The organism is Streptomyces sp. NPDC003393, assembly GCF_053589015.1.
This window is the reverse complement of record NZ_JBSFRB010000023.1, coordinates 61,712-83,145: the sequence shown is the minus strand read 5'-3', so window position 1 is coordinate 83,145 and position 21,434 is coordinate 61,712. Positions and strand designations below refer to the sequence as shown.

Sequence of the window (21,434 nt, the reverse complement as noted above, 5' to 3'; positions counted from 1 at the left end):
TGCCGAGTGAGAGGGAGGGTGGCCCATGGACCAGGCCGGTGACGCGGTGCCGATCGCGGATCTGCTCGACGAGCGACGGCATCTGCTCGATGTCGCCTACTGGATGCTGGGCACGGACCCCGAGGCCGAGGACGCCGGCACCGAGACCTACCGGCAGTGGTACCGCCTGTCCGACCTCCAAAGAGCACACATCGCCGACCCCTGGGCCTGGCTGACCGAGACCACGGGATCCATCTGCCTGGCACGCCTCGCCCTGCCCGAGCGAGCGGCACACAGGCGTGGTCGGGAAGCACGGCGGCACGGAGACGCGACTCCACCTGGACGCCCTCTCCCCCGCTGAACGCGGGGTGTTCGTCCTCAACGCCGTCTTCGCCATGCCACTGCGATCAGTCGCCGGCAGCCTGGGACGGACACCACACGAATGCGCCGAACTCGCCGAACTCGCCGACCGCGCCCGCCGCAGCGTGCGGGCCGGGCGCGCACACCCCACCACGCCCCAGCAGCACGACAGGATCGTCCGCGCGGTCCTGCGAGCCTGCACCACAGCCGACGCCACGCATCTGGCGTCCCTGCTGGCACCCGACGCCACCGCGTTCTTCGACGGCGGTGGGAAAGTGCGCGCGCTCACCCGGCCGGTGCACGGCGACCAGCGGGTCGCCCGCGCCCTCCTCACCCCCGCGCGCACACCGCCGTCGACCTCGGCCCCGCCAACGGCCGCACCGCGATCGTCGTACGCCACCACGGCCAGGTCGCCGCCGTCATCAGCTTCGACATCACCGACCGTCATGTCATCCAGGTCTGGGCCGTCCTCAACCCCGACAAACTCCGCACTTGGAACGACCTCCGCATTCCCGGCGCCCGAGACCTGTAACGGATCGAGGGTCGTCCTGGTCGACGAAGCAGACACCGTTGAAGTCAGTGTGACTTGTTGTGACGTGGCACGTGCCGGCTGCGGGTTCCGCGCCGTCTGCGCATCGCGGCTCACGCCGAGCTGGTCTCTCTGATCGCGATGCCGGCCGGCGTGTCCACCGTCCCGAGCCGCCAAGCTGGTTGAGAGATGGCGCCTGGTCACACTCCCGTGGTGGAGCCGGGGCGAATGATCATCAGTACGGTGACGGTGGCCCACAGCAGGTTGAAGACACCGGTGAGCGCAGCCAGTCGGCCCGGTCTGGAGGAGGTCGGTGCCGCCGGCGACGGGGGATCCGCCGTCTCGGCCAGGGCACGGTCCTGGGCGGGCAGGATGAGCAGGGCCAGGACGCCTGCGGCGGCTGTGGTCAGCAGGATCGAGGTGATCAGCCAGGCGTCGCCGAGGACGCCGAGGCTGCCGGCCGTGGCGAGGCCGAAGAGGGGGACGGCGATGCCGATGCCGGCGTAGACCCGGCAGATGCGGTGCAGTGTCCGCAGGGTCGTTCGGGCGTCGCTGTGACCCCCGTCGCCGAGGACGCGGCGCAGTGTCGCGGGGAACATGCTCGAGGCGACGGTGACCGGTCCGACGGCCAGGATCGCGGCCAGGACGTGCAAGGACAGGAGAAGCTTGGTCACGCCTGACGCTCCGATGCGCTCCGGCGCTCGCCGGTGACCTTCGAGGCCGGAAGGCGGCCGGCCCGGGACGTGCCCTGGAGGGTGTCGCCGTCCACCGTCACGTCGAACGCCAGGTTCAGCCGCATGGGCTTGGTGATGGCTTGCCGCCAGGTGAGCCGGTCGCCCTCGAGGGCGATGTCGGTGAGCGGTACTTCCTCGCCGGCTCCGTGGGCGACGCCGGTCAGAACGGCGTCCTGCTCACGCAGTTCGATCACGGCCTTCATCGTGCCGATGGGTGTGGAGATGGACAGGTTCCAGGTGCCTTCGACGGACATGCGGGTGTGCTTCCTGACTGTGCGGTGCGGGTGGGTGGGTGGGTGGGGCTCAGAAAGTGGCGGGAGCCGGGCTATCGGCACGCCAGACGATGCCGCGCCGTTCGTGGGCGAAAAGTTCCTCGACCGCGTGGGCGATGCGCGGACCCAGTTCGCGTTCCAGCAGGTACAGCCCCAGATCGAGCCCGGAGGTGACCCCGGAGCCGGTGATCAGGTCGCCGTCGTCGACGACACGGGCGCGGATCGCGTGGGCGCCGGTGGCGTCCAGCAGGTCCAGGCCCAGGTGGTGGGTAGTGGCGTGGCGTCCCTCCAGCAGGCCTGCCATGGCCAGGACGAGGGAGCCGCCGCAGACGGTGACGAGCGTGATGTCCGGGTCGTGCATCGCCCGCTCGAGCAGTGCAGGGAGCTCGGTGGCCAGTGTGCGGCTCAGCAGCACCGGGACGAACTCGTCCTGCTTCCACTCGTCGGCGCCCGAATGTTCCTCCCCGGGGTCGCTCACGCGGCCGGAGGCACCGGGCACCAGGAGCATGTCCGCCCGCTCCAGGTCGAGGGGGCCGGTCGCGCGCAACGCCAGCCCGCCAGAGCCGCTCGTCACCTCGCGGGGTCCCTCCACGGAGACCAACTCAACGGTCACCGCGCCGCCCGAGGCCATGCCGCCGGCGTGCAGCACCTCGTAGGGGGCGATGACATCAAGCGGGTCGAACCCATCGAACAGGACAACTTGGACATGCATGGGTGTTCCTTCGGAGCCGATGACGGAGTCGATGTCTCTGCGACGCATGGAAGTCAACCGGCCGCCGATCTGATCGCCCAGTGGCACGAGTGACAGTTTTCGACGGGAAATTGCCATGAGGTTCCGAGGGCTTCAGATATGCGGTGACATGGGGCTGTCCGGATATCGGTACGGTTCCCCCGCGCGGCGAGGAGGTAGGTTCTGGCCATGCACACAGTCGCCGTCCTCGCGCTGGACCAGGTGATCCCGTTCGACCTGTCCACCCCGATCGAGGTCTTCTCGCGCACCCGCCTGCCCGACGGGCGGCCCGGCTACCAGGTCCGGGTCTGCGCCGAACTAGACGAGGTCGATGCCGGAGCCTTCGTCCTTCGCGCCCCCTGGGGTCTGGCTGGCCTCCGGGACGCGGACACGATCATCGTTCCGGGCGTCATCGATCCCACGGCCCCGCTCTCCCCCGCCGTACGTGACGCGCTGCGGTCGGCCGCTGCCGGCGGCACCCGCATCGCCTCCGTCTGTGTGGGCACCTTCCCCCTGGCCGCCACCGGACTCCTCGACGGGCTGCGTGTCACGACCCACTGGCGCGCGGCCGGGCTTCTGGCCACCCTCCACCCGAATCTCGACGTCGACGCGGACGTCCTGTACGTCGACAACGGCCAGTTCCTCACCTCGGCCGGCGCGGCCGCGGGCATGGACCTGTGTCTGCACATGGTCCGCCGGGACTACGGGTCGGCGGTCGCCGCCGACGCCGCCCGCCTGTCGGTGATGCCGCTCGAACGCGAGGGCGGTCAGGCGCAGTTCATCGTCCACGACCACGCCCCGGCACCACAGGGCTCCGAATGGGAGGAGCTGCTCGGCTGGCTGCGGGAGAACCTGGCCCGCGACCTCACCCTCGCCGACATCGCCGCGCGGTCCGGGACCAGCACCCGCACCCTGATCCGGCGGTTCCGCGAACAGACCGGCACCACCCCGCTCCAGTGGCTCCACCGAGCCCGCATCCGCCAGGCACAGCACCTGCTGGAAACCACACAGCACTCCGTGGAGCGCATCGGCGGGCAGGTCGGCTTCGCTTCGCCCACCACGTTCCGCGATCGCTTCAAACGCACCACCGGCGTCAGCCCCCAGACCTACCGGCGTACCTTCAGCTGAACCAGCGACTCGGAGCGCTGTGAGAACCTCGCGCGGCGGCCCACGAACGGCACCCGGCGGCTCAGCTCAGACAGCCGGCGAGGCGCCCGGCGGCGCGGGTGTCACCGTGTGCCCGGTACGCGGCCGACCCGTCCGGCGAGGTGGTCGGTGTACCAGTCGGCGACCTCAGCGAACCTCGTTGCGAAGCCCGGTCCCGGGTCCTCTCCGGTGCGGGCCCACAGACGGTCGCTGCGGTACCAGTGGTCCTGGGTGAGCAACGCGTACTGACGGTCGGAGAGTTCGAACACCGCGCGGGCGACCAGTGCCCGGTGCCCCCCGCCCGGACACCGCCCCTCCTCCAGACGCGGCAGCGGCAGGCCGAGGTGGCGGTGCAGGGCGCGTAGCACCCCACCCGTCGGCACCGGCCGCGGATGAGCCGCGTGATCCCCCGGCTGGCGCCGGTGACCAGTGTCGTTCTCCCTTTCAGCCCGCCCATGCCCACCCCCGTTGAAGCCGCGGACTGCGGTCAAGAAAGATACCGTCTGGACGGTTTTTTGCAAAGGGTCGAGAGTCCGCCCCACTCCGCCCCCCTACGCCGCTTCCGCGCGGCCCGGCTCAGCGGGCAGCGGGCGGGCAGGTATCCCCCGGACACCGACCGCACAGCTCAGCATGCAGCGCCGCGCGCCCCTGGTACTTCGCGCGGAGTAGGCGGTGTGCCGCCCGGGGGACGACGACGTCCGCGCAGTTCGCCTTCAGGATCGGAGGCGATGCCCGACCCCTGACAGAACACACACCGGACACCGAGGACGCCAGCCCCGTGGACACCCCGTCGCACAGTCTCACCCCCTTCGCTCCCGCCACCCCGACGACGCACCAGCCGCAACCGGCGCGCCGCCGGGGCACACTGCCGCCGCGGTGGCGCAAGGTGCTACGGGCCGCGCACGTGACGGTTTCGGTCGGACTGCTCGGCAGCGACGCCGCTGTACTGGTCCTGGCCACGGCGGGGCGGCTGGGCAGCGACCCTGTCACCGTCTACCCGGCCGCCCATCTGATCGGCGAGCTGTTGCTCCTGCCGCTGGCCGTCCTGGCTCTGGTCACCGGCATCGCGCTGGGCCTGCTCACGCCCTGGGGTCTGCTGCGCCACTGGTGGGTGGTCTTGAGCCTCGCGATCACGGCCGGGGGCACCGTCCTGGCCGCGTTCGTGCTGGTCCCAGGCCTGGGCGCGGCTGCCTCGGCGGCGCTGGCCGGGCATTCCGTCGCCGACGCCACCGGACTGGTCCGGGATGCGGGCGCGGCCTGCTGCGTGCTGATCGCAACCGTCGTGCTGTCCTATCTCAAGCCCTTCGGGACGGTGCGCCGCAGGTGACCTCTTGCGACTCCTCGTCCCGTTCTGCGCCGCCGACGCGCGGATGACTCGAACTCGAACGCGTGCGGTGCGCAGAAGTCCACCGGGTCGAACTCGAACTGCAGCGGTCGGCGGGCGTGGGACCCACGCTGCTTGCGGTTACGTGCCAGGTCGGTCATGTCGCTGTCGCTGCAGCGTATACGACCCGGCTCTCCCTCCCCTCTTCTCCTCCGCGGTGCGCAGTGCGAGTTCCGTCAGTGCCTCGGGGGCGCCCGCCTGGCCGCGGACCCCGGGAAAGGCGTTGACGTCCACGATCCGCGGTGTGTTGCCGCCGGCGTCGATCAGGTCGACCCCGTACACCTCGAGTCCGAAGAGCGGGCCGATTCCTCTCGCCATCTCCAGCCACTCTTCCGGGAGTTCGCGGAGCGCCAGCGCCACGGTTCTACGCCCGGCAGATGGATCACCGGCCAGCTCCGAGCGTCGCAGCGCCGCGAACACCTGACTGCCTATGACCCAGAGTTTGCGGTCCCAGCCGTCGTTGGCGGTGTAGGGCTGTACGACCACCGGTTCGTCGGCCCACTGGCCGCACAGGTCATGGAGCCGCCCGGCGTCGTCGATCCGCGCGACCAGGTCACCGCGTCTGCTGTGGCGGCTCTTCACCACCAGCGGATAACCGAGTTCGGGCTCAGCGGTGAGGTCTCGAAGCTTCGCGACGGTTCTGTTGTCCACGAACGGCAGTCCTGCGGATACCGTCAGTTCCGCCATGAGGGTCCGGTCCTGACACAACGCTGTGGCAGAGGACGAGTTCACCACCGGGACACCGCGCTCCTCCAGGGCCCGGGCCAGGGAGAGGGCGGGCGCTGTACGCGCCTTGAGGAGGTAGACGTCGGCAGGTGTGCCGGGAATGCGCGGGCCCGAGGGGTCAGCAGGATCGATCCAGTCGATCGTGTGGTGGGGTGTCAGAAGGGCGGCTGTGGCGGCCAGTAGTGGGTGGTCGGGCCGCGGCGTGATGAGACCGACCCTCATATGGCCTCTCCGACGGCCGAGGGCGTAGGCATCTGCGCCAGAGTCCGGGTGGCGTGAAAGGACGTCATGACGGCGGCCGGTGGCGGCGTGCCTCCGTCACGTGCCAGTTTCAGGATGGCTCTTGCCACCCGGGCCGGCGCGTCGGGGACTTGGCGGAAGCTCGGGAAGTCGTTGACGTCCACGACCACCGGGCCGTCGGGGCCCAGGAGCACGTCCACGCCGTACAGGTCGAGCCCGTAGACCTGGCCGACCTCGGTGGCGATCCTCGCCACCTCCGAGCTGAGTTCGACGCGCCGTTCGGGGATCGTGCGGCTCGGGTGGAGCGGCGAGCAGCGCTCGGTCGCGTACATCTCGTCACAGACGCAGTACACCTTGAGGTCGGCGCCGGAGTTGGGAACGTACGGCTGGGCGATCAGAACTCCCTGGCCTGCCAGCTTCGCCCCCATCTCCTTCAGCCGGATCGGTGACGACACGAGGTGTACGCCGCGCCCCGAGCTGCCGTCGGCCGGCTTGACGACCAGCGGATAGTCCACCTCCGGTATCTCGGCCAGAGTCTCCCATCGAGCCACGGCGTACGTCAGCGGAACAGGCAGCCCGTGACTGCGCCCGATCGAAGCGGCCAGCGCCTTGTCCCGGACGCCTCTGATGGCGCGGGCGTCGTTGACGGTGGTGAGCCCGACGGCCGCGGCCGCCTCCAAGAGTGTCAGTCCGGGGCCGCCCGACACTGTCTTGAGCACCCACGCGTCGTGACTGCCCCGGCGCGCCACCTCGGACACGGGCACCAGCGAGCTGCCGGGGCGCAGCACGTCCACGTTGTGTCCCCACGAGGTGAGTTGGCGAATCACCTCGACGGGCATGCCGTCATGACGGTATTGCTCCTCCACCAAGAAGCAGAGTTTCATCGGCCCTACCCCATAACCCCTCACTCGGCGTGCCCGGTCAAGCGACCTGACGACCTGACACATGAGAGGTCATGATCTCCTGCGCCCGGCGCTCACTTCACCAGACCCCCTCGAAGGGCGTCCGATACGGGTAGCCGGTGTTCTGGTCCGTTCGTCCCACAGGTGGGGTCGACGGTCGTCGCACGACGTGCGAATGCTCCACGGCCCTGTCATGCGGCGAGGTCCGATGCACGCCGAGCGTCGATCGGGATCGGGCCGGTCTTCAGCCCTCGGGGACGCTCAGCTGTAGTAGGCGATCTTTTCGTCGAGGACTTTCATGGCTTGGCACAGCGCCGCCACTCGCCGCTCCAGGGCAGCACGGCGGTCGCGGAGGAACGCGACCCGGTCCTGGGCAGGGTGCTCGGCGCGCAGCATCGCCACGAACTCCCGCAGGTCCGCTATGCCGAGGCCGGCTTCGCGAAAGCACGTGACCAGGCCGATCCAGAACACGTCGTCCTCGGTGTACTGCCTGCGTCCGCCGGCCGAGCGCCGTATCGGTCCGATGAGCCCTTCGCGCTCGTAGTAGCGCAGCGTGTCGATGGAGACGCCGGTGCGGTCGGCGGCTGCTGCCGGGGTGAGGGTGGTCATGGGGCTCCTTGGTCACCGCCGCTACCGCGCTTCGGCGAAGCGCGCCAGGTGCTCGTCGCTGAGCCGCACACGACGTGCGGCGAGTGCCTCCTCGATCTGCTCCGCCCGGCTTGCGCCGACGATGGGATCGATCCCCTGCCGCATCAGCCAGGCGAGGACGACCTGGTTCCTCGTGACCGAGAGCTCGCCGGCGACGTCGTCCAGGACCGCCAGCACCCGATGGGTCCCGGGATGATCATAGGCGGGCGGAAGCGGCTTGTCCGTACGTACGTAGGAGCCCCACATCAGCGAGCTGTACGACCAGACGGTGAGCCGCTCTGCCCGCGCGAGGTCCAGGTCTTCCGCGGTGAGCATGCGGTGGCCGGCTTCCGGGACGGGGGTGAGCGGACGCGGCTGGAGGAGTGAGTGGCGCAGTTGCAGGGCCGTCCACGCTTCCACGCGTTGCTCCCGCGCGAGCGACCGGGCGCGCTCGACGCGCCAGGCGGCGTGGTTGGCAGCCCCGACCCGCAGGGTCACTCCCTCCGCGACCAGCTCGCCGAAGGCGCCGACCGTCTCCTCCAGCGGCACGGTGCGGTCCTCCGCGTGCGCCCAGAGCAGATCGATGTGGTCGACTCCCAGACGTCCCAGGCTGTCCTTCACGCCGGCCTGGACGGCGGGGGCGGAGAGTCCTTCGGCGCTGTCCGGCCAGGAGTGCGGGACCAGCGGGTTCTGCCGGACCTTGGTCGCGATCCGCACCGCGTCGCGCACACCCGGACGCGCCCGGAGCCACGCGCCGATGACTCGCTCGCTGGCGCCGCCGACGCCACGAGGGTCGGTCCAGAAGGAGTAGCAGTTCGCGGTGTCGAGCCAGACACCGCCGCCGGCCACGAAGGAGTCAAGGATCGCAAAGGCCTGGTCAGGGTCGACGCGGGTGCCGAAGTCCATCGTCCCGAGGACGATCTGGGGGTCGCTGATGTTCATGCCGACCATGTTCGGATCTGGAGCGCGCTCCAGGTCAAGAGCGGTCGCTGCGGCCGGTCCGGCCCCGGCGCCGCCGGTCACGGACGCTCTCCCGTGCAACGGGCTCGTAAGCCCCAGGTGACCGGCGCAGCGCCGGAGCCACGCGAGGCCTGCCAGGCGTCAGTCAGCTCGTCGACCGCCGCGCGGAAGGTGTCGGCACGATCACCAGTGACCGCTACAGAGCTCCGGCGTCCCGGGCCGTCCAGACGCTCGGGTAGATCGGCCGGAAGCCGAGCTCCCGGCGGATACGCTGGGTGGACATGATCCCGAACCACGGGTCGGGGTCTGTGAGCTCGTGGAGCTCGTCGGGCACCTCGACGCCGTTGAGCTGGTGAAGTTCGACCGTCGTCACGGGGGCGTCGTCGGCGATGTTGTAGATGCGGCCGGCGATACCCGGGGCGTACAGCAGACGCATCAGGCCTTGGGCGACATCCGCGTGGTGGGCCATCTGCAGGCGCTGGTGCGGCGCCCAACGCGCGGCCCACTGCATGGAGTTGGCCAGGTGCGGGTCGCCCTCGCCGTAGACGAAGGGGAGCCGTGCGATGCGAACGTCCAGGCTTTCGAACGCGAGCAGTGCGCGCTCGGCCTCGGCCTTGGACTCGGGGTAGGCGCCCCACATCTCGCCGCCCGGCCGGCTCTCGTCCTCCTCGGTCAGCGGGCGGCCCCGTCCGACGCCGTACACGATGCCCGTGCTGACCTGCACGAACCGCTTCACGCCGGCGGCCTGCGCGGCGCGGCCCAGGGCCACCGCGGCGTCCCGGTTGACGGCCCACGCCTCCTCGTCGGGCACCCCGCGGAAGGAGGCCGCGACGTTGACGACGGCGTCCACGCCGACGAGCGCCTTGCCGAGCGTCTCCTCCTCGCGCATGTCGCCCACGGCGACCTGGGCGCCCAGCTTCGCGAAGTGCTCGCCGCGGGCCTCGTCCCGCACCAGGACACGGACCTGCTCGCCCGGCTCCCGCTGGGCCAGCAGCCTCGGTACGAAGCGGCGTCCGACCTGTCCCGTCGTTCCGGTCACCAATGTCAGCATGATGTGCTCCTCACGCACTGTCTGAGCTGTCGTCGACGACCAGCCTCGGCGGATGCGGGGACGACCGGGAGAGACCTCTTCATCAGGGGATCGCCAGTCCCTGGCTAAGCCGGCCGGCGTCCCGCACGCTGGAGAGGTGAACCGAGCCGAACTCGCCGACTTCCTGCGCCGCGCTCGCGCCCGCCTGGACCCCTCCGACGTAGGTCTCACGGCCGGCGCCCGCCGTCGTACGCCGGGGCTGCGCCGCGAGGAGGTGGCCCAGCTGACCGGCATGTCCGTGGACTACTACACGCGACTGGAACAGTCCCGGGGCCCGCGCCCGTCCCGCCAGATGCTCACCTCGCTGGCCCGTGCCCTGCGCCTGACGGAGGACGAACGCGACCACCTCTTCCACCTCACCGGTGAAGAGCCGCCGCGCCGGGAGGCGACCAGCACGCACGTGCGCCCGGGCATGCTCCTGGTACTGGACCGGCTGCACGACACCCCGGCGATGGTGGTGACCGACTGCGGCGAGGTCCTGGCCCAGAACGCGCTGTCGCGGGCATTGAGCGGAGACCTCCTCGCCCGCCCGCCCCGAGAACGCAACATCATCCGCCGCTTCTTCCTGGACCCGGCGACCCAGGAGCTGTTCCCTCCCGAGGACCGTCCTGAGCGCGCCCGCGAGCAGGTCGCCGGGCTGCGAGCGGTGGCCGCGGCCCGCCCCACGGACCCCGAGCCCGCCTCCCTCGTCGGCGAACTACGTGCCTCGAGCGAGGAGTTCGCCCGTCTCTGGGACGAGCACGAGGTCGCCGTGCGCCGCGCCACCACGAAACGCTTCCGGCACCCTGCGGTCGGCCTCCTGGAACTCGACTGCGAGATCCTCGTCAACTCCGACCACAACCAGCAGCTCGTCATCCACACGGCCCGCCCGGGCACGGAGTCGTACGAACGCTTGCAGTTGCTACGGGTGGTGGGCCTGCAGAACCTGACGCCGACGAGCTCCTGACCGCGTCGGGGCCTGCACTCGGCCAGGCCGGTCCGGTCGGCGCTCACAGCATCGGTGGTGTCGTCGTCGGAGAAGACCGAAGCGCCGCCACAACGAGTCGCTCGCGCGTGTCCGATTCCCGGCGCAACATGTTTGCACTGATAAAATTGCGGTCGGGCTGAGCAGAGGTGGTCGCCTCGTCGTACATGTTTCAGCGCCGAGCGGCGTCCGAACGGCCCGGACCCCCAGTTCCTGCGACGCAGTATCGCAGCAGTCATCTGGAGTCTCCATGCGCGTGTTCGTCACCGGCGCCAGCGGCAGCATCGGCTCAGTTGTCGTTCCCGAACTCATCGCGGCTGGTCACGAGGTCATCGGCCTGGTGCGCTCCGATGCCGCGGCTCAGGCCGTAGCCGCCGCCGGAGGGACACCGTTCCGCGGTGCCCTCACCGACCTCGACAGCCTCCGCGCCGGCGCCGCGCAAGCCGATGGTGTCATCAACCTGGCCTTCAGCAACGACTGGAACAACTTGGAGCAGGGCATCGACGAGGAAGCGCGCGCCGTGCAGACCCTTGCGACCGCACTCGCACACAGCGGCAAGCCGTTCGTGCATGCCAGCCTCACGCCGATGATGCCAGGCCACACCTCCACCGAGGAGGACCCCAACACCACCGACGGACCGGTCGGTGGCCGTGGCCGTACCGCCGACATGGTACTGGCCCTCGCCGCCCAGGGCGTCCGGTCCTCTGTCGTCCGGCTGCCGCGCTCCGTGCACCAGCGCGGGTCGCAATACGGCTTCTGCTCCGTGCTCATCGCCGCCGCGCAGAAGACAGGCGTGTCGGCGTACGTCGGCGACGGCGCGCAGCGATGGCCGGCGGTCAACCGGCTTGACGCCGCCCCCCTGTTCCGCATCGCACTCGAGGACGCCGCGCCGGGCACGGTCCTGCACGCGGTAGCCGACGAGGACGACACCATGAGGTCACTGGCCGAGGCCATCGGCGGCGTTCTCGCGGTGCCGGTCGAGTCGATGCCACCGGAGCGCTTCGGCGTCATCGGCCGCGTGTTCGCCCTCGACATGCCATCGTCGGGTGCACTGACCCAAGAGCGGTTCGGCTGGCAGCCGACCCACCCGAGTCTGATCGACGACCTCGCCGCCGGCGGCTATCCCGCCCTGGGCTGACATCGTCGGATTGCCGCCGGGACCGGACGGGGTCAGTCACCGCGGCTGACGCCTTCACGCCGTAGGTCCATGCTGCGGGTCTGCGGGTGCGGGTCAGCGTACAGCTCCTCGATCAACAGCAGCGGGGCGAAGTTGCCGTTACCGAGCAGCAGTGGTTCGGCGGCCATGAACAAGCGTTGCCGTAGCCCAGGCCGCGCCGGGTCCACTCTCCCCCCTCCCCCGGCTCCCCCGACAGCATCGGCTCAAGACGACCGCGACGAGCAGCGCGGCCTGGGGGCCGGGGCCACCTCCCTCGTCGCGGCTGTCACGGTACGCCGGTTCCTACCGTTCATGGTGGATCCCTCCAGGAGGGTGAGGCACCCCGACAGCCGCCGTCCCCGGCACTCCGCACACAGCCGTGCGCACCCACTTCTGTTGAATCTTGCATCAACAGCGCCCATGGTTTAGCGTTCAACTACACAAGCGGCGATCACCCGCCACCCACCGGGGGACGCCGATCACATGAAAGCCACCCAGCACCATGGGCATCTTCCGCCGTAACGCCGTCAGCACCAATGAATTGGAGACCACTCCCGTGACTTCCCCCGTCAAGCTTGCGGTCATCTACTACTCCTCGACTGGTTTCAGCGCCGAGATCGCCCAGGAGATCAGCAGCGCCGCAGAGAAGGCCGGCGCCGAAGTGCGTCTGCTCAAGGCGGCGGAGCTGGCTCCCGAAGCCGCCATCGCCTCCAACGAGGCCTGGGCGGCCCACGCCGCGGCCAGCGCCGGTGTCCCGGTGGCCACTCCCGCCGACGTCGAGTGGGCCGACGCTGTGATCTTCGGCTCCCCGACCCGATTCGGCAACATCGCCTCGCAGCTCAAGCAGTTCATCGACACCCTCGGCGGCCTGTGGGCGCAGGGCAAGCTCGCCAACAAGGTCTACAGCGGCTTCGCCACCAGCGCCACCGCTCACGGCGGCCAGGAGTCCACGATCCTCGCGCTCTACAACTCCATCCACCACTTCGGTGGCATCATCGTCTCCCCCGGCTACACCGACCCGGTGAAGTTCGTCGACGGCAACCCCTACGGCACCTCGCACGTCGACGCCCAGGGCCAGAACCCCGTCGGCGAGGAGACCCGCAACGCCGCCCGCCACCAGGCCGAGCGCGTCGTCCAGCTGGCCGCCGCCCTGAAGGCCGGCTTCGCCGCCTGACCGTGCCGCACCCCAGCGGGGCTGCGGGAGCACCTGCTCCCGCAGCCCCGCTGCCGGTTGTCCCCGCTCCGTCAGGGCGCTCGCTCGGTCGGACGAGCCCCTCGATCGGAGTGCGGCCGTCAGTCCCTACGGACGTACGCGAATGACCGTCTTGCCCTTGCGCCGCTCGGTCGAGTTGAAGGTGGCGATCGCGTCGTCGAGGGACGCGGTGGTTCCGATGTTGGTACGCAGCCGCCCGTCCCGGACTCGCTGCACGATTTCACCCAGCTGGGCGCGATCGGCCTCGACGACGAAATCGATCGCCAGGCCATCGGCGGGGCGTGCCTCGACCGGGCCCACGACCGACACCAGCGTCCCGCCGGCCTTGATCAGAGCCGCGGAGCTCCTCTGGACGTCGCCGCCGATGACGTCGAAGACCAGGTCGACACTGCCGACGTCCGCCAAGGACTCCTTCGCCAGGTCGACGAACTCGTGCGCGCCGAAGTCCAGCGCCTTCTCACGGTCGGCGGCGCGTCCGGTGCCGATGACGTAGGCGCCGGCCTCGCGTGCGAGCTGGCTCACCATCGTGCCGACCGCCCCGGCAGCGCCGTGGGCGAGGACGGTCTGGCCGGCCTGGAGGCGGCCGTGCTGGAACAGCCCCTGCCACGCGGTCAGACCCGAGATGGGCAGGGACGCGGCCACCTCGAAGTCGACGTCGCCGGGCAGCGGCGCGAGGTTGCGGGCTTCGATCGCCACGTACTCCGCGAGGGTGCCGTCACGGTGCCAGTCGGCCAGGCCGAACACCCGCTGCCCGACCGACAGCCCCGTCGTGCCGTAGCCGAGCGACGTGACCACTCCGGCCAGCTCGTGACCCGGGATCGACGGTGTCTTGTCACGGCCGGCGCGGTCGGTCCAGGTCGACGGCCACTCCATCTCCGTCGAGACGAAACCCGACGCATGGATTTCGACGATGACGTCGTTGATCGCCGCGGCCGGCTCGGGCCGATCCGTCAGCGTCATCCCGGCCGTTCCGGCGGCCTGGTCGGTTACCACAATGGCTTTCATTGAGATCGTCCTCTTTCTTGTACGGGCTCTTGACACGACCACGAACGGTGCTTCGCCAGGCACCTTCAGCAAGATGCTGCTGTCGGCCGACGAGCCGGGGCATCGTGAATTCGCAGGTCACAGGTTTGGTGTGTGTGGCGGTTCGGGCATGTGCGCCGGTCGGTGGCCGATCGACAGTGGCATGTCGCGGCCTCCGTCTGGAGCTTCTCGGCGCTGACGGCATGACGAAGGTCAGGCGTGGTGGCCATAGGTGCGCGGGTCCACGGGCTGCTCGGACTTCGGAAGCCCGCCGACCACGAGACGGTAGGAGTCGATCACGAGCTCCTTCACGAGCTCCTCGTCGATGGTGCCCCCGCCTTCCGCCGTGATCCAGTGCTTCTTGTTCATGTGGTAGCCGGGGGTGATGTCTGCGTGCTGCTCGCGCAGGGCTGTGGCGTCGTCGGGATCCGCTTTCAGGATCACGACGGGATGCCCCGGCATGTCGGTCATGAGCATGAAGACCTTGCCGCGCACCTTGTAGATCTTCCAGTCCGGGTGGAAACGCTGCTCCATGTCGGTGCCGGGCAGTCCCACAGTGCAGTCGGCGGCGATCTTCTGCAGCTCCTGTCCGTCCAAAATGATCAACTCCTTGATGGATCCCGGTGCCCTATGCCCGACCCAGCTCTGCGTGGTGTGGTGTTGTTTTCCGGGTGGGTGTTCTAGAGGAAGGTGAACAGCTGGTCGGGGTTGAATCGCGAGATCGGGCTGGTGTAGACCCTTTCCGGGTCGGGGTAGCCGAGGGCGAGCAGCACCGTCGTGCTGTGTCCGGTCTCGCGGATCTTGAAGGCCTTGTCGACACTGGTCGGGTCGAACCCCTCCAGCGGCGTGGCCTCGACACCGAGCTCGGCGGCCGCCATCATGGTCAGGCCCACCGCCATGTAGGTCTGCTTCTCCATCCAGTGGTTGAGGTCCTTGTAGCCGTAGTTCCTCAGATTGAGGAAGTCCCGGGTCATGAACTCCCACCGCTCCTGCTTGGACAGGTCGGGGAACCGGCCGTCGGCCCTCTCCTTCGCGAACACCGCCTCGAGGTGGTTGTCGGGCACGTCCGCCCGGGTGGTGAGGATGATGGTGTGCGAGGCGTTCAGGATCTTTTCGGCGTTGTCCTTGAAGCGTTCGCCGAGGTTGTCGGCGAGCCGCTCCTTGCCCTCGGGTGTGGCCAGAACGTAGAAGTGGTTGGGCTGTATGTTCACCGAGGACGGCGTGGAGCGCAGGAACCTCAGCAGCTGCTGCAGGGTCTCCTCGGGAATGGTCCTGCTGGGGTCGAAGTACCTGGTGAGGTGCTTGCTCATGAGCTTGTCGAGGTTCATGTCGTTCTGCCTTCTTGTTGCGATACGTGAGCGGCGGCCGGCGAGGATTCGGGCTCGTTCGTGCCGCGGGTGAGCAGGTCGTTGATGCGTTCGAAGTCGATGCCTGTCGTCGCGGCGGTGAGGTCGCCCGCGACGAGAGCCTCGGTGGCCTGCTGGAGTGCAGCCATGGCGTGGGTGTAGAGCGCCGGACCCAGGCTGATGCGCTTGACCCCGGCCTCCTGCAGTTCAGCGACGGTCAGCACCTTGTCCGCCGGCGAGATGAGGACGTTGACCGGCGTCGGCGCGACGGCGGTGACGATCGCGGCCAGTGCGTCGAGGTCGGGCGGGTAAGGGGCGTAGAGCACATCCGCGCCGACCTCGGCGAAGGCGGTCAGACGCCGGATGGTGTCGTCGAGATCGGGCCGGCCCTGCAGGAAGTTGTCGGTGCGGCCGGTGACGACGATGCGCCTTTTGGCCGCGTCGACAGCGCTGCGCATCCGGTTGACTGCCTCGTCGAAGTCGCGGATCGGTTGGTCGGGATCGCCCGAGGTGTCTTCGATCCCGATCCCGGCCAGGCCGGAGGCGACGGCGGCTTCCACGGTCGCCGCGACGTCGTCGGACGTGTCGCCGTAGCCGTCCTCGAAGTCTCCGTTGACGGGCAACCCGGTGAGCCGGCCGAGCAGCCGCGCATGCTCGAGGTGCTCGTCGCGGGCGACTTCATGACGCCCGTCGGACCGGCCCAGCGTGGCGGCAAGTGCCGCCGATGATGTCGCGATCGCCTCGAAGCCGGCGTCGGCCAGCATCAGCGCCGAGAGCCCGTCCCATGCGTTCGGCATGACGAAGCCACCGTCGCGGGTGTGCAGCGCCATGAATTTCTCATACAGGTCGGAGCCCGGCATGTCGAACCTTCCGAAAGTGATCGTTCTGGGGCGGTGAGGGTTTACCGACCCCGAGTGCGACCTCGACGGGGTCCCGGCGGTCAGCCGGTCGTACCGGCCGAGCTGACAGCGGGGATGTCGATGTCGGTCTGGTTCACATTGTTGATGAAGTTGGTCAGCAGGGCCCGCACCGCCACCGTGACGATCGCCAGGATCTGCGCGTCCGTGTACCCGGCGCCCCGCACGGCCGCGAGGTCGGCGTCGCTGACCTGGCCGCGGCTCTCCACCACCTGCTGGGCGAAGCGGGCGACCGCGGCGCGCCGGGGGTCGGTCGAGCTGCCGGCGCGGGCGAGGTCGATGTCGTCGCTCGACATGCCACCGAGTTCGGACGACACGTACGTGTGTATCGCCAGGCAGTAGTCGCAGCCGTTGGTCTGCGACACCGCGAGCGCGATGGTGTGCCGCGTCTTCGCGTCCAGAACCCGGCTCAAGGAGGTCTGCAGGCCCGTCACGACGTCGAGGACAGTCGGGTTCGACGCGAGCGTCGCGAACATGTTCGGGACGAAGCCGAACTGCGCGCCGACGGTGTCCAGGATGCCCTTCGCTTCGCTGGGGATGTCGTCAGGAGCGGGAACGGTCAGTCGTGACATAGCTAATCAGCCTCCGGTGAATGCGTGCAGGGGGTCAGCGTCGAGCCCAGGTCGGTTCTTACCGCCTCAAAGGTCCGCTCCCCGTTGTGACAACGAACCTCGTTGGATTCTTTGGGCCGCTCAGCCCACTCCTGAAGTGAACACCGTCCCGGAATGGGCTGTCAAGCCCACTCTCGGTGTCGCGTGAAAGATGAAGCTCATGAGGGAAGCACGGGAGGCTCGCAAGCTCACCGACGGGGGGCAGGCCGCGCGGGCCCGCATCGGGAAGTACGCCGCGCACTCCATCTGCACGACGGTGTCCACGCCACGAAACAACGAGGGGGTTCGCCGCACCGCCGGTGTCAGCGCATCACAGCTCAATCACTGCTTCCCCGACCGAGGAGAGTCCTGCCCTGGCGGTGATCGCATGGCAGGCCTGACGCGTTCCGGCAGTCCACCGACCAACGGGGCGAACGCCCCGACGAAGAGGCAGCGGCCGCCTGGTCATCCGGGGCCACGCCATGCGGCCCTCTGCGAGATGATCCTCCCATGGCGGATGTGATCTTCTTCGACCTGGACGGCACCCTGGTCGATCACCGAAGCGCGGTCCTGGAAACGATCGGCCAGATCATACGGACCGCGCCGAACGCAACGGTTCCACCGGAGGGACTGGTGACGCTGTGGTGGACGCTGGAGGCGCGGCACATGCGGGAGTACTTGACTGGTCGGTGCTCCTTCGCCGAGCACCACCGACGCAGGCTCCGTGCCTTCCTGCCGAAGCTCGGCGAGCCGGTTCCCGACGATCCCGCCCTGCTGGACGCCTGGATGGCCGAGCGCTACCTCACCGTGTTCGAGAAGTCCTGGCGGTGCTATCCCGATGTGCAGCCATGTCTGGAGACCCTGAAACGGCTCCCCCGCGCGCCGCGTCTTGCCGTTCTCACCAACGGGGACCCCGACCAGCAGCGAGCCAAGCTCGCCCGTTTCGGCCTCCTCGATTACTTCGAAGCCGTCCTGACCCCGACAGAACTCGGAGCGGCGAAGCCCGCCGCCTACGCCGCCGCCTGCCGGCGGATGCAGACCGACCCCGCGCAGGCAGTCAACGTGGGCGACATGCTCAGCAGCGACGTGAGAGCAGCCGCCCTCGCCGGGCTGACCGGCATCTGGCTGGACCGCGGCATCGACTTCGTCACCGGTGGACCGTCACCGACGGCAGACGAGACGGTCCTCCGCATCGAGCGCCTGACCGACCTCCGCGACCACCTCTGACCCACGAACGCGTGGCCGACCGGTGGTGCCCGAGGCAAGTTGAGTGTGCCGGTGGAACCGTGACCACGTGCTCCTTCGTCGGTGCCTTTCTTCGTCACGAGTGGTGAAGGCATCTGCCGATGCAGCCGAGTCGTGTCGCCGGCCCGCAACAGGGATGCCACAAGGTTTCGAGATCACTTGACGCTGCCCCGGAGGTAAGGCCGACAGTGTCTCCGTTCATCACCTGAGCGAGCGGTGCGCGCTCGCCAACCGGGCCGGACGAAGGGGGGAGTTCGAGTGACGGCGTCCTGCGTCATTCTCGACATCGGTGGCGTGCTGGAGATCACACCGGAAACGGGGTGGGTGCAACGGTGGGAAGAGCGGCTGGGGTTGCCGCTCGGCACTGTCCATGAGCGGATGCGCGACGTGTGGCAAGCCGGCAGCGTCGGGAGTATCAGCGAACCAGAGGTGCGCGAACAGGTGGCAGCACGCTTGCGTCTCGACGCGCCCCAGGTCGAAGCCTTCATGGCTGATCTCTGGACGGAGTACCTGGGATCGCCGAACGAAGAACTCATCGCCTATGTGCGAGGACTACGGGGAAGCTGCAGGCTGGGCATCCTGAGCAACAGCTTCGTCGGCGCCCGGGAGCGGGAGACGGCGCTGTACCACTTCGACGAACTGGTCGAGCACATCGTGTACTCACACGAGACGGGCATCGAGAAGCCGGACCCGCGTGCCTTCGCATCCGCGTGCGCCGGCCTCACAGTGCGGCCGGAGGACTGTCTGTTCATCGATGATGTCGCAGTGAATGTCGAGGCTGCCCAGGCGACGGGCATGCAGGCGCATCTGTTCGAGGACAACGCCCGGACGATTACGCGCATCGCAGCCCATCTGGACGCTGGTCCCCGGGCTGTAGGGCCCGTCCCGCTCGGATGACGTCGGCCCGACACTCCGGCCGAAGATCGTGATCTTACGGACGAATATCGGTTCATGAAATACCCGTCCTACACTGTCGGTCATGTCCGAACACCTTCCGTCGTTCACTGTCGACGACGGCGTCGAGGTGCCCGGCCCCACCTCGGGCGAGGTCTGGACGGTCGGCGCCGTCATCCTCAGCCAGGACGGCCGGGCCTTCGCCCAAAGGCGGAGCCCGGACCGTCGCCTGTTTCCCGGCGTCTGGGACATCGTGGGCGGCCACGTCGAGGCCGGGGAAACGGTTCTGGAGGCTCTCGCACGCGAGGTTGCGGAGGAGACCGGCTGGCGCCTGACCCACGTAGTGCGGTTCCTTGGCACCACGACCTGGACGGGGGACGACGGCGGTGGACTCCGTCACGAGGCCGACTATCTGGTCGAGGTCGACGGCGACTTGGGCCATCCCACGCTGGAATGGTCCAAGCACTCTGCCTACGGCTGGTTCAATCCCGGCAACCTCGCCCGCCTCAAAGAGAACTGCAGACCCGGGGAGTTCTTGATTCACGACCTCATCGCACGAGCCATCGAAGAACGCTCGGACAAGTCCTGACACACAGGTCGTCGCGGATCGCGGGCAGCGTTCCTTCAGAACGACGTAGGGAAGTTCGGGCAGACTCGCCAGGAAGGGATTGCTGAGATGCTGTCCCCATGTGGGACAAGACGGGTGGGCCCGATGGTCGAACAGTGCGTCCGGGCAAGTACGCACGAGTCGAGCGGGAGAGACGGTTCCTCCTGGCCGACCCGCCGGCGCCGTCGACAGTGACTGTCTCGCGGCTGATCGTCGACCGCTATCTGATCGGAACCCGCCTGCGACTGCGGCGTGCCGACTTCTCGGACGGCCGCTGCGAGCTCAAGCTCACCCAGAAGGTTCCGGTGTCGCGGCCTGGCGCTACCCAGGGCTTGATCACCAATACGTACCTTTCGCCCGCCGAGTACAGAGTGCTCGCCGCCCTGCCCGCCCACGTCATGGCGAAGACCCGACTCAGTGTGCCGCCCTTGGGCATCGACGTCTTCGACGCTCCGTTGCAGGGCTTGGTACTCGCGGAGGCTGAGTTCACCACGGACGAGGAAGCCCAGTCTTTCACGCCACCTGCCGAGTGCGTGGCAGAGGTGACCGAGGACGCTCGCTTCACCGGCGGACGCCTCGTCCGGACGTCTCGCCGAGAACTGGTCGACTGGCTCGCCGAATACGGCCTCCGTCCCTGACGGCGTGATCAGGCTTCGATGACACGACACGGCAGGGGTGCAGACCCGGCCGCCCATGGCCGGTTGGATCCTCGACAGCAGCCTCAACCGGTCAGCGGTGAGCCAGCACGTTGACCACCCGTCCGCTGGGGTCGCGGACGAAGAACCGCCGTACGCCCCACTCCTCGTCCTGCAAGGGGTGAACGATCTCCGCGCCGCTCGCCCGCACGACCGCATAAGCCGCGTCCACGTCGTCCACCTCGATACTCATGTCCGGGACGACAGGCGCGGTCTTGTCGCTGGTCATGACACTGATCTGCGCGGCCGGACTGGCCGGGGACGCGAGCGTCATGATCCAACCGTGGTTCATGACCTCCTGGAAGCCCAGCAGGCCGTAGAACTCACGGCTCTCCTGCGCGGCCTCCGACCGGATATTGGGAACGACACGGCGAACGGCCATCGACGACTCCACACACGAAAGAAGGGCAGCGGGTGACCCTATCGCGGCGGCACCGACGGTTCACCATGGTCACATGGGAAGAGAGCCCTGGAAACACAGTCAGCAGGTCCTCCATCGACCAGATCCCCTTGGCCGTGTCCGACCCGGTGATCTCTGTCTCCGGCTGTCGCTCGCCGGCCCTGTTCTGCCAGGGCACTCGACGCGCTGAGGCCACCGCGTTCGGATACGCTGGCCGGACGACGTGCCTTCCGGCCCTCTCGGGCTACTGGTCCTGCCGTCTCCTTTCGCGCGTCAGTTGCGGTGCACGCGGCATGACGGCCGCCGACCGGCTCGGGCACTGAACCCCGCCGAGGAGCGGAGTTCCCGGAACAGCCTGAAAGAACAGATCATGTCCTTTGTTACCGTCAACGACGGCACGGAGATCTTCTACAAGGATTGGGGCTCAGGTCAGCCCGTGGTCTTCTCCCATGGTTGGCCACTGACCGCCGATGCATGGGACCCCCAGTTGAAGCTGATGGCCGACACCGGGTATCGAGCCATTGCCCATGACCGGCGCGGCGGCGGTCGTTAACAAGAGTTCCAAACTGGTCAAGGACGCCGTGTACAAGGTGTATCCCGGAGCGCCTCACGGGCTGGCCATGGTGCCCAAGTACGCCGAGCGGTTCAACGCTGATCTGCTGGACTTCGCATCCGGCTGAGCTGCGCTGCTACGGGCTCAGAACA

Annotated in this window: 25 protein-coding genes and 2 pseudogenes; 11 read left to right on the top strand and 16 right to left on the bottom strand. The window is 68.7% G+C overall.

What is annotated here, in order from left to right; genetic code table 11:
- Positions 1–25: 25 nt before the first annotated feature.
- Positions 26–871: pseudogene (locus ACWDUZ_RS22370) on the top strand (RNA polymerase subunit sigma).
- Between the two features lie 197 nt (positions 872–1,068).
- On the opposite strand, the gene ACWDUZ_RS22365 reads toward ACWDUZ_RS22370, so the two are convergent.
- The 3 genes from ACWDUZ_RS22365 to ACWDUZ_RS22355 are packed head-to-tail and all read right to left on the bottom strand — an operon-like array spanning position 1,069 to position 2,586.
- On the bottom strand, positions 1,069–1,542 hold the full coding sequence (locus tag ACWDUZ_RS22365) for a hypothetical protein (protein ID WP_451633556.1): 474 nt from the start codon (positions 1,540–1,542) through the stop codon (positions 1,069–1,071).
- Complete coding sequence (locus ACWDUZ_RS22360; protein WP_451633555.1) at positions 1,539–1,856, bottom strand: hypothetical protein; 318 nt, start codon at positions 1,854–1,856, stop codon at positions 1,539–1,541. Before ACWDUZ_RS22360 ends, ACWDUZ_RS22365 begins: the two co-directional genes overlap by 4 nt.
- A gap of 49 nt (positions 1,857–1,905) precedes the next feature.
- The gene (locus ACWDUZ_RS22355) at positions 1,906–2,586 is read right to left on the bottom strand and encodes a DJ-1/PfpI family protein (protein ID WP_451633554.1); all 681 of its coding nucleotides are present in this window, start codon (positions 2,584–2,586) and stop codon (positions 1,906–1,908) included.
- Positions 2,587–2,793: 207 nt separating this feature from the next.
- Between ACWDUZ_RS22355 and ACWDUZ_RS22350 the strand changes: the two genes are divergently transcribed.
- Entirely contained in the window at positions 2,794–3,732 is a 939-nt protein-coding gene (locus tag ACWDUZ_RS22350) for a GlxA family transcriptional regulator (RefSeq protein WP_451633553.1), read from the top strand.
- A gap of 101 nt (positions 3,733–3,833) precedes the next feature.
- Here ACWDUZ_RS22350 and ACWDUZ_RS22345 read toward each other — a convergent pair whose 3' ends face one another.
- Positions 3,834–4,133 carry a hypothetical protein gene (locus ACWDUZ_RS22345; RefSeq protein WP_451633552.1) on the bottom strand — a complete coding sequence of 100 codons (300 nt, stop codon included), beginning with the start codon at positions 4,131–4,133 and terminating at the stop codon, positions 3,834–3,836.
- A 395-nt stretch (positions 4,134–4,528) separates the two neighbouring features.
- Between ACWDUZ_RS22345 and ACWDUZ_RS22340 the strand changes: the two genes are divergently transcribed.
- The gene (locus ACWDUZ_RS22340) at positions 4,529–5,077 is read left to right on the top strand and encodes a hypothetical protein (protein ID WP_451633551.1); all 549 of its coding nucleotides are present in this window, start codon (positions 4,529–4,531) and stop codon (positions 5,075–5,077) included.
- A gap of 138 nt (positions 5,078–5,215) precedes the next feature.
- Here ACWDUZ_RS22340 and ACWDUZ_RS22335 read toward each other — a convergent pair whose 3' ends face one another.
- The 5 genes from ACWDUZ_RS22335 to ACWDUZ_RS22315 form a co-directional block, all read right to left on the bottom strand.
- Complete coding sequence (locus ACWDUZ_RS22335; protein WP_451633550.1) at positions 5,216–6,082, bottom strand: ATP-grasp domain-containing protein; 867 nt, start codon at positions 6,080–6,082, stop codon at positions 5,216–5,218.
- Complete coding sequence (locus tag ACWDUZ_RS22330; protein ID WP_451633549.1) at positions 6,079–6,984, bottom strand: ATP-grasp domain-containing protein; 906 nt, start codon at positions 6,982–6,984, stop codon at positions 6,079–6,081. Before ACWDUZ_RS22330 ends, ACWDUZ_RS22335 begins: the two co-directional genes overlap by 4 nt.
- A 279-nt stretch (positions 6,985–7,263) precedes the next feature.
- A complete protein-coding gene (locus ACWDUZ_RS22325) occupies positions 7,264–7,611 on the bottom strand; it encodes a MerR family transcriptional regulator (protein ID WP_451633548.1) in 348 nt (115 codons plus the stop codon).
- Positions 7,612–7,632: 21 nt separating this feature from the next.
- A complete protein-coding gene (locus ACWDUZ_RS22320) occupies positions 7,633–8,571 on the bottom strand; it encodes an aldo/keto reductase (RefSeq protein ID WP_451633547.1) in 939 nt (312 codons plus the stop codon).
- A 214-nt stretch (positions 8,572–8,785) separates the two neighbouring features.
- Positions 8,786–9,640 (bottom strand): NAD-dependent epimerase/dehydratase family protein, encoded by an 855-nt coding sequence (locus tag ACWDUZ_RS22315; protein WP_451633546.1) that lies wholly within the window; start codon positions 9,638–9,640, stop codon positions 8,786–8,788.
- 136 nt (positions 9,641–9,776) lie between these two features.
- Here ACWDUZ_RS22315 and ACWDUZ_RS22310 point away from each other — a divergent pair, with 136 nt between their 5' ends.
- Positions 9,777–10,625, top strand: a complete 849-nt coding sequence (locus ACWDUZ_RS22310; RefSeq protein WP_451633545.1) for a helix-turn-helix transcriptional regulator — start codon at positions 9,777–9,779, stop codon at positions 10,623–10,625.
- Between the two features lie 268 nt (positions 10,626–10,893).
- A complete protein-coding gene (locus ACWDUZ_RS22305; protein WP_451633544.1) occupies positions 10,894–11,781 on the top strand; it encodes an SDR family oxidoreductase in 888 nt (295 codons plus the stop codon).
- A gap of 32 nt (positions 11,782–11,813) precedes the next feature.
- Here the strand turns inward: ACWDUZ_RS22305 and ACWDUZ_RS22300 are convergent, their stop codons facing one another.
- Positions 11,814–11,948 (bottom strand): hypothetical protein, encoded by a 135-nt coding sequence (locus ACWDUZ_RS22300; protein WP_451633543.1) that lies wholly within the window; start codon positions 11,946–11,948, stop codon positions 11,814–11,816.
- Between the two features lie 407 nt (positions 11,949–12,355).
- Between ACWDUZ_RS22300 and wrbA the strand changes: the two genes are divergently transcribed.
- Positions 12,356–12,973 carry an NAD(P)H:quinone oxidoreductase gene (gene wrbA / locus ACWDUZ_RS22295; protein WP_451633542.1) on the top strand — a complete coding sequence of 206 codons (618 nt, stop codon included), beginning with the start codon at positions 12,356–12,358 and terminating at the stop codon, positions 12,971–12,973.
- A 126-nt stretch (positions 12,974–13,099) separates the two neighbouring features.
- Here wrbA and ACWDUZ_RS22290 read toward each other — a convergent pair whose 3' ends face one another.
- From ACWDUZ_RS22290 to ACWDUZ_RS22270, 5 genes are all read right to left on the bottom strand, one after another.
- Positions 13,100–14,017, bottom strand: a complete 918-nt coding sequence (locus ACWDUZ_RS22290) for an NADP-dependent oxidoreductase (protein ID WP_451633541.1) — start codon at positions 14,015–14,017, stop codon at positions 13,100–13,102.
- A gap of 231 nt (positions 14,018–14,248) precedes the next feature.
- Positions 14,249–14,632, bottom strand: coding sequence for an MmcQ/YjbR family DNA-binding protein (locus tag ACWDUZ_RS22285; RefSeq protein ID WP_451633540.1), 384 nt, complete (start codon positions 14,630–14,632; stop codon positions 14,249–14,251).
- Between the two features lie 83 nt (positions 14,633–14,715).
- Positions 14,716–15,363 (bottom strand): nitroreductase family protein, encoded by a 648-nt coding sequence (locus ACWDUZ_RS22280; protein WP_451633539.1) that lies wholly within the window; start codon positions 15,361–15,363, stop codon positions 14,716–14,718.
- Positions 15,360–16,241, bottom strand: coding sequence for an isocitrate lyase/PEP mutase family protein (locus ACWDUZ_RS22275; RefSeq protein ID WP_451633538.1), 882 nt, complete (start codon positions 16,239–16,241; stop codon positions 15,360–15,362). Before ACWDUZ_RS22275 ends, ACWDUZ_RS22280 begins: the two co-directional genes overlap by 4 nt.
- Before the next feature lie 80 nt (positions 16,242–16,321).
- Positions 16,322–16,870 carry a carboxymuconolactone decarboxylase family protein gene (locus ACWDUZ_RS22270; RefSeq protein ID WP_451633537.1) on the bottom strand — a complete coding sequence of 183 codons (549 nt, stop codon included), beginning with the start codon at positions 16,868–16,870 and terminating at the stop codon, positions 16,322–16,324.
- 528 nt (positions 16,871–17,398) lie between these two features.
- On the opposite strand from ACWDUZ_RS22270, the gene ACWDUZ_RS22265 reads away from it, so the two are divergent.
- The 4 genes from ACWDUZ_RS22265 (at position 17,399) to ACWDUZ_RS22250 (ending at position 20,272) form a co-directional block, all read left to right on the top strand.
- Complete coding sequence (locus ACWDUZ_RS22265; RefSeq protein ID WP_451633536.1) at positions 17,399–18,115, top strand: HAD family hydrolase; 717 nt, start codon at positions 17,399–17,401, stop codon at positions 18,113–18,115.
- A 276-nt stretch (positions 18,116–18,391) separates the two neighbouring features.
- Entirely contained in the window at positions 18,392–19,030 is a 639-nt protein-coding gene (locus tag ACWDUZ_RS22260) for an HAD family hydrolase (protein WP_451633535.1), read from the top strand.
- A gap of 82 nt (positions 19,031–19,112) precedes the next feature.
- Positions 19,113–19,616, top strand: a complete 504-nt coding sequence (locus ACWDUZ_RS22255) for an NUDIX hydrolase (RefSeq protein ID WP_451633534.1) — start codon at positions 19,113–19,115, stop codon at positions 19,614–19,616.
- A gap of 98 nt (positions 19,617–19,714) precedes the next feature.
- Positions 19,715–20,272, top strand: a complete 558-nt coding sequence (locus ACWDUZ_RS22250; RefSeq protein ID WP_451633533.1) for a hypothetical protein — start codon at positions 19,715–19,717, stop codon at positions 20,270–20,272.
- Between the two features lie 91 nt (positions 20,273–20,363).
- Here the strand turns inward: ACWDUZ_RS22250 and ACWDUZ_RS22245 are convergent, their stop codons facing one another.
- On the bottom strand, positions 20,364–20,711 hold the full coding sequence (locus tag ACWDUZ_RS22245) for a VOC family protein (RefSeq protein WP_451633532.1): 348 nt from the start codon (positions 20,709–20,711) through the stop codon (positions 20,364–20,366).
- Positions 20,712–21,099: 388 nt separating this feature from the next.
- Between ACWDUZ_RS22245 and ACWDUZ_RS22240 the strand changes: the two are divergent.
- Positions 21,100–21,279: pseudogene (locus ACWDUZ_RS22240) on the top strand (alpha/beta fold hydrolase); the annotation flags it as partial.
- Between the last annotated feature and the right edge of the window lie 155 nt (positions 21,280–21,434).

Bases quoted from the DNA above. Each gene is read 5' to 3' on its own strand.
- ACWDUZ_RS22360 (WP_451633555.1), bottom strand. From the start codon at position 1,856: ATGTCCGTCGAAGGCACCTGGAACCTGTCCATCTCCACACCCATCGGC.
- ACWDUZ_RS22355 (WP_451633554.1), bottom strand. From the start codon at position 2,586: ATGCATGTCCAAGTTGTCCTGTTCGATGGGTTCGACCCGCTTGATGTC.
- ACWDUZ_RS22350 (WP_451633553.1), top strand. From the start codon at position 2,794: ATGCACACAGTCGCCGTCCTCGCGCTGGACCAGGTGATCCCGTTCGAC.
- ACWDUZ_RS22335 (WP_451633550.1), bottom strand. From the start codon at position 6,082: ATGAGGGTCGGTCTCATCACGCCGCGGCCCGACCACCCACTACTGGCC.
- ACWDUZ_RS22330 (WP_451633549.1), bottom strand. From the start codon at position 6,984: ATGAAACTCTGCTTCTTGGTGGAGGAGCAATACCGTCATGACGGCATG.
- ACWDUZ_RS22325 (WP_451633548.1), bottom strand. From the start codon at position 7,611: ATGACCACCCTCACCCCGGCAGCAGCCGCCGACCGCACCGGCGTCTCC.
- ACWDUZ_RS22320 (WP_451633547.1), bottom strand. From the start codon at position 8,571: ATGAACATCAGCGACCCCCAGATCGTCCTCGGGACGATGGACTTCGGC.
- ACWDUZ_RS22315 (WP_451633546.1), bottom strand. From the start codon at position 9,640: ATGCTGACATTGGTGACCGGAACGACGGGACAGGTCGGACGCCGCTTC.
- ACWDUZ_RS22305 (WP_451633544.1), top strand. From the start codon at position 10,894: ATGCGCGTGTTCGTCACCGGCGCCAGCGGCAGCATCGGCTCAGTTGTC.
- ACWDUZ_RS22300 (WP_451633543.1), bottom strand. From the start codon at position 11,948: ATGGCCGCCGAACCACTGCTGCTCGGTAACGGCAACTTCGCCCCGCTG.
- ACWDUZ_RS22290 (WP_451633541.1), bottom strand. From the start codon at position 14,017: ATGAAAGCCATTGTGGTAACCGACCAGGCCGCCGGAACGGCCGGGATG.
- ACWDUZ_RS22280 (WP_451633539.1), bottom strand. From the start codon at position 15,363: ATGAACCTCGACAAGCTCATGAGCAAGCACCTCACCAGGTACTTCGAC.
- ACWDUZ_RS22275 (WP_451633538.1), bottom strand. From the start codon at position 16,241: ATGCCGGGCTCCGACCTGTATGAGAAATTCATGGCGCTGCACACCCGC.
- ACWDUZ_RS22270 (WP_451633537.1), bottom strand. From the start codon at position 16,870: ATGTCACGACTGACCGTTCCCGCTCCTGACGACATCCCCAGCGAAGCG.
- ACWDUZ_RS22265 (WP_451633536.1), top strand. From the start codon at position 17,399: ATGGCGGATGTGATCTTCTTCGACCTGGACGGCACCCTGGTCGATCAC.
- ACWDUZ_RS22255 (WP_451633534.1), top strand. From the start codon at position 19,113: ATGTCCGAACACCTTCCGTCGTTCACTGTCGACGACGGCGTCGAGGTG.
- ACWDUZ_RS22250 (WP_451633533.1), top strand. From the start codon at position 19,715: ATGTGGGACAAGACGGGTGGGCCCGATGGTCGAACAGTGCGTCCGGGC.
- ACWDUZ_RS22245 (WP_451633532.1), bottom strand. From the start codon at position 20,711: ATGGCCGTTCGCCGTGTCGTTCCCAATATCCGGTCGGAGGCCGCGCAG.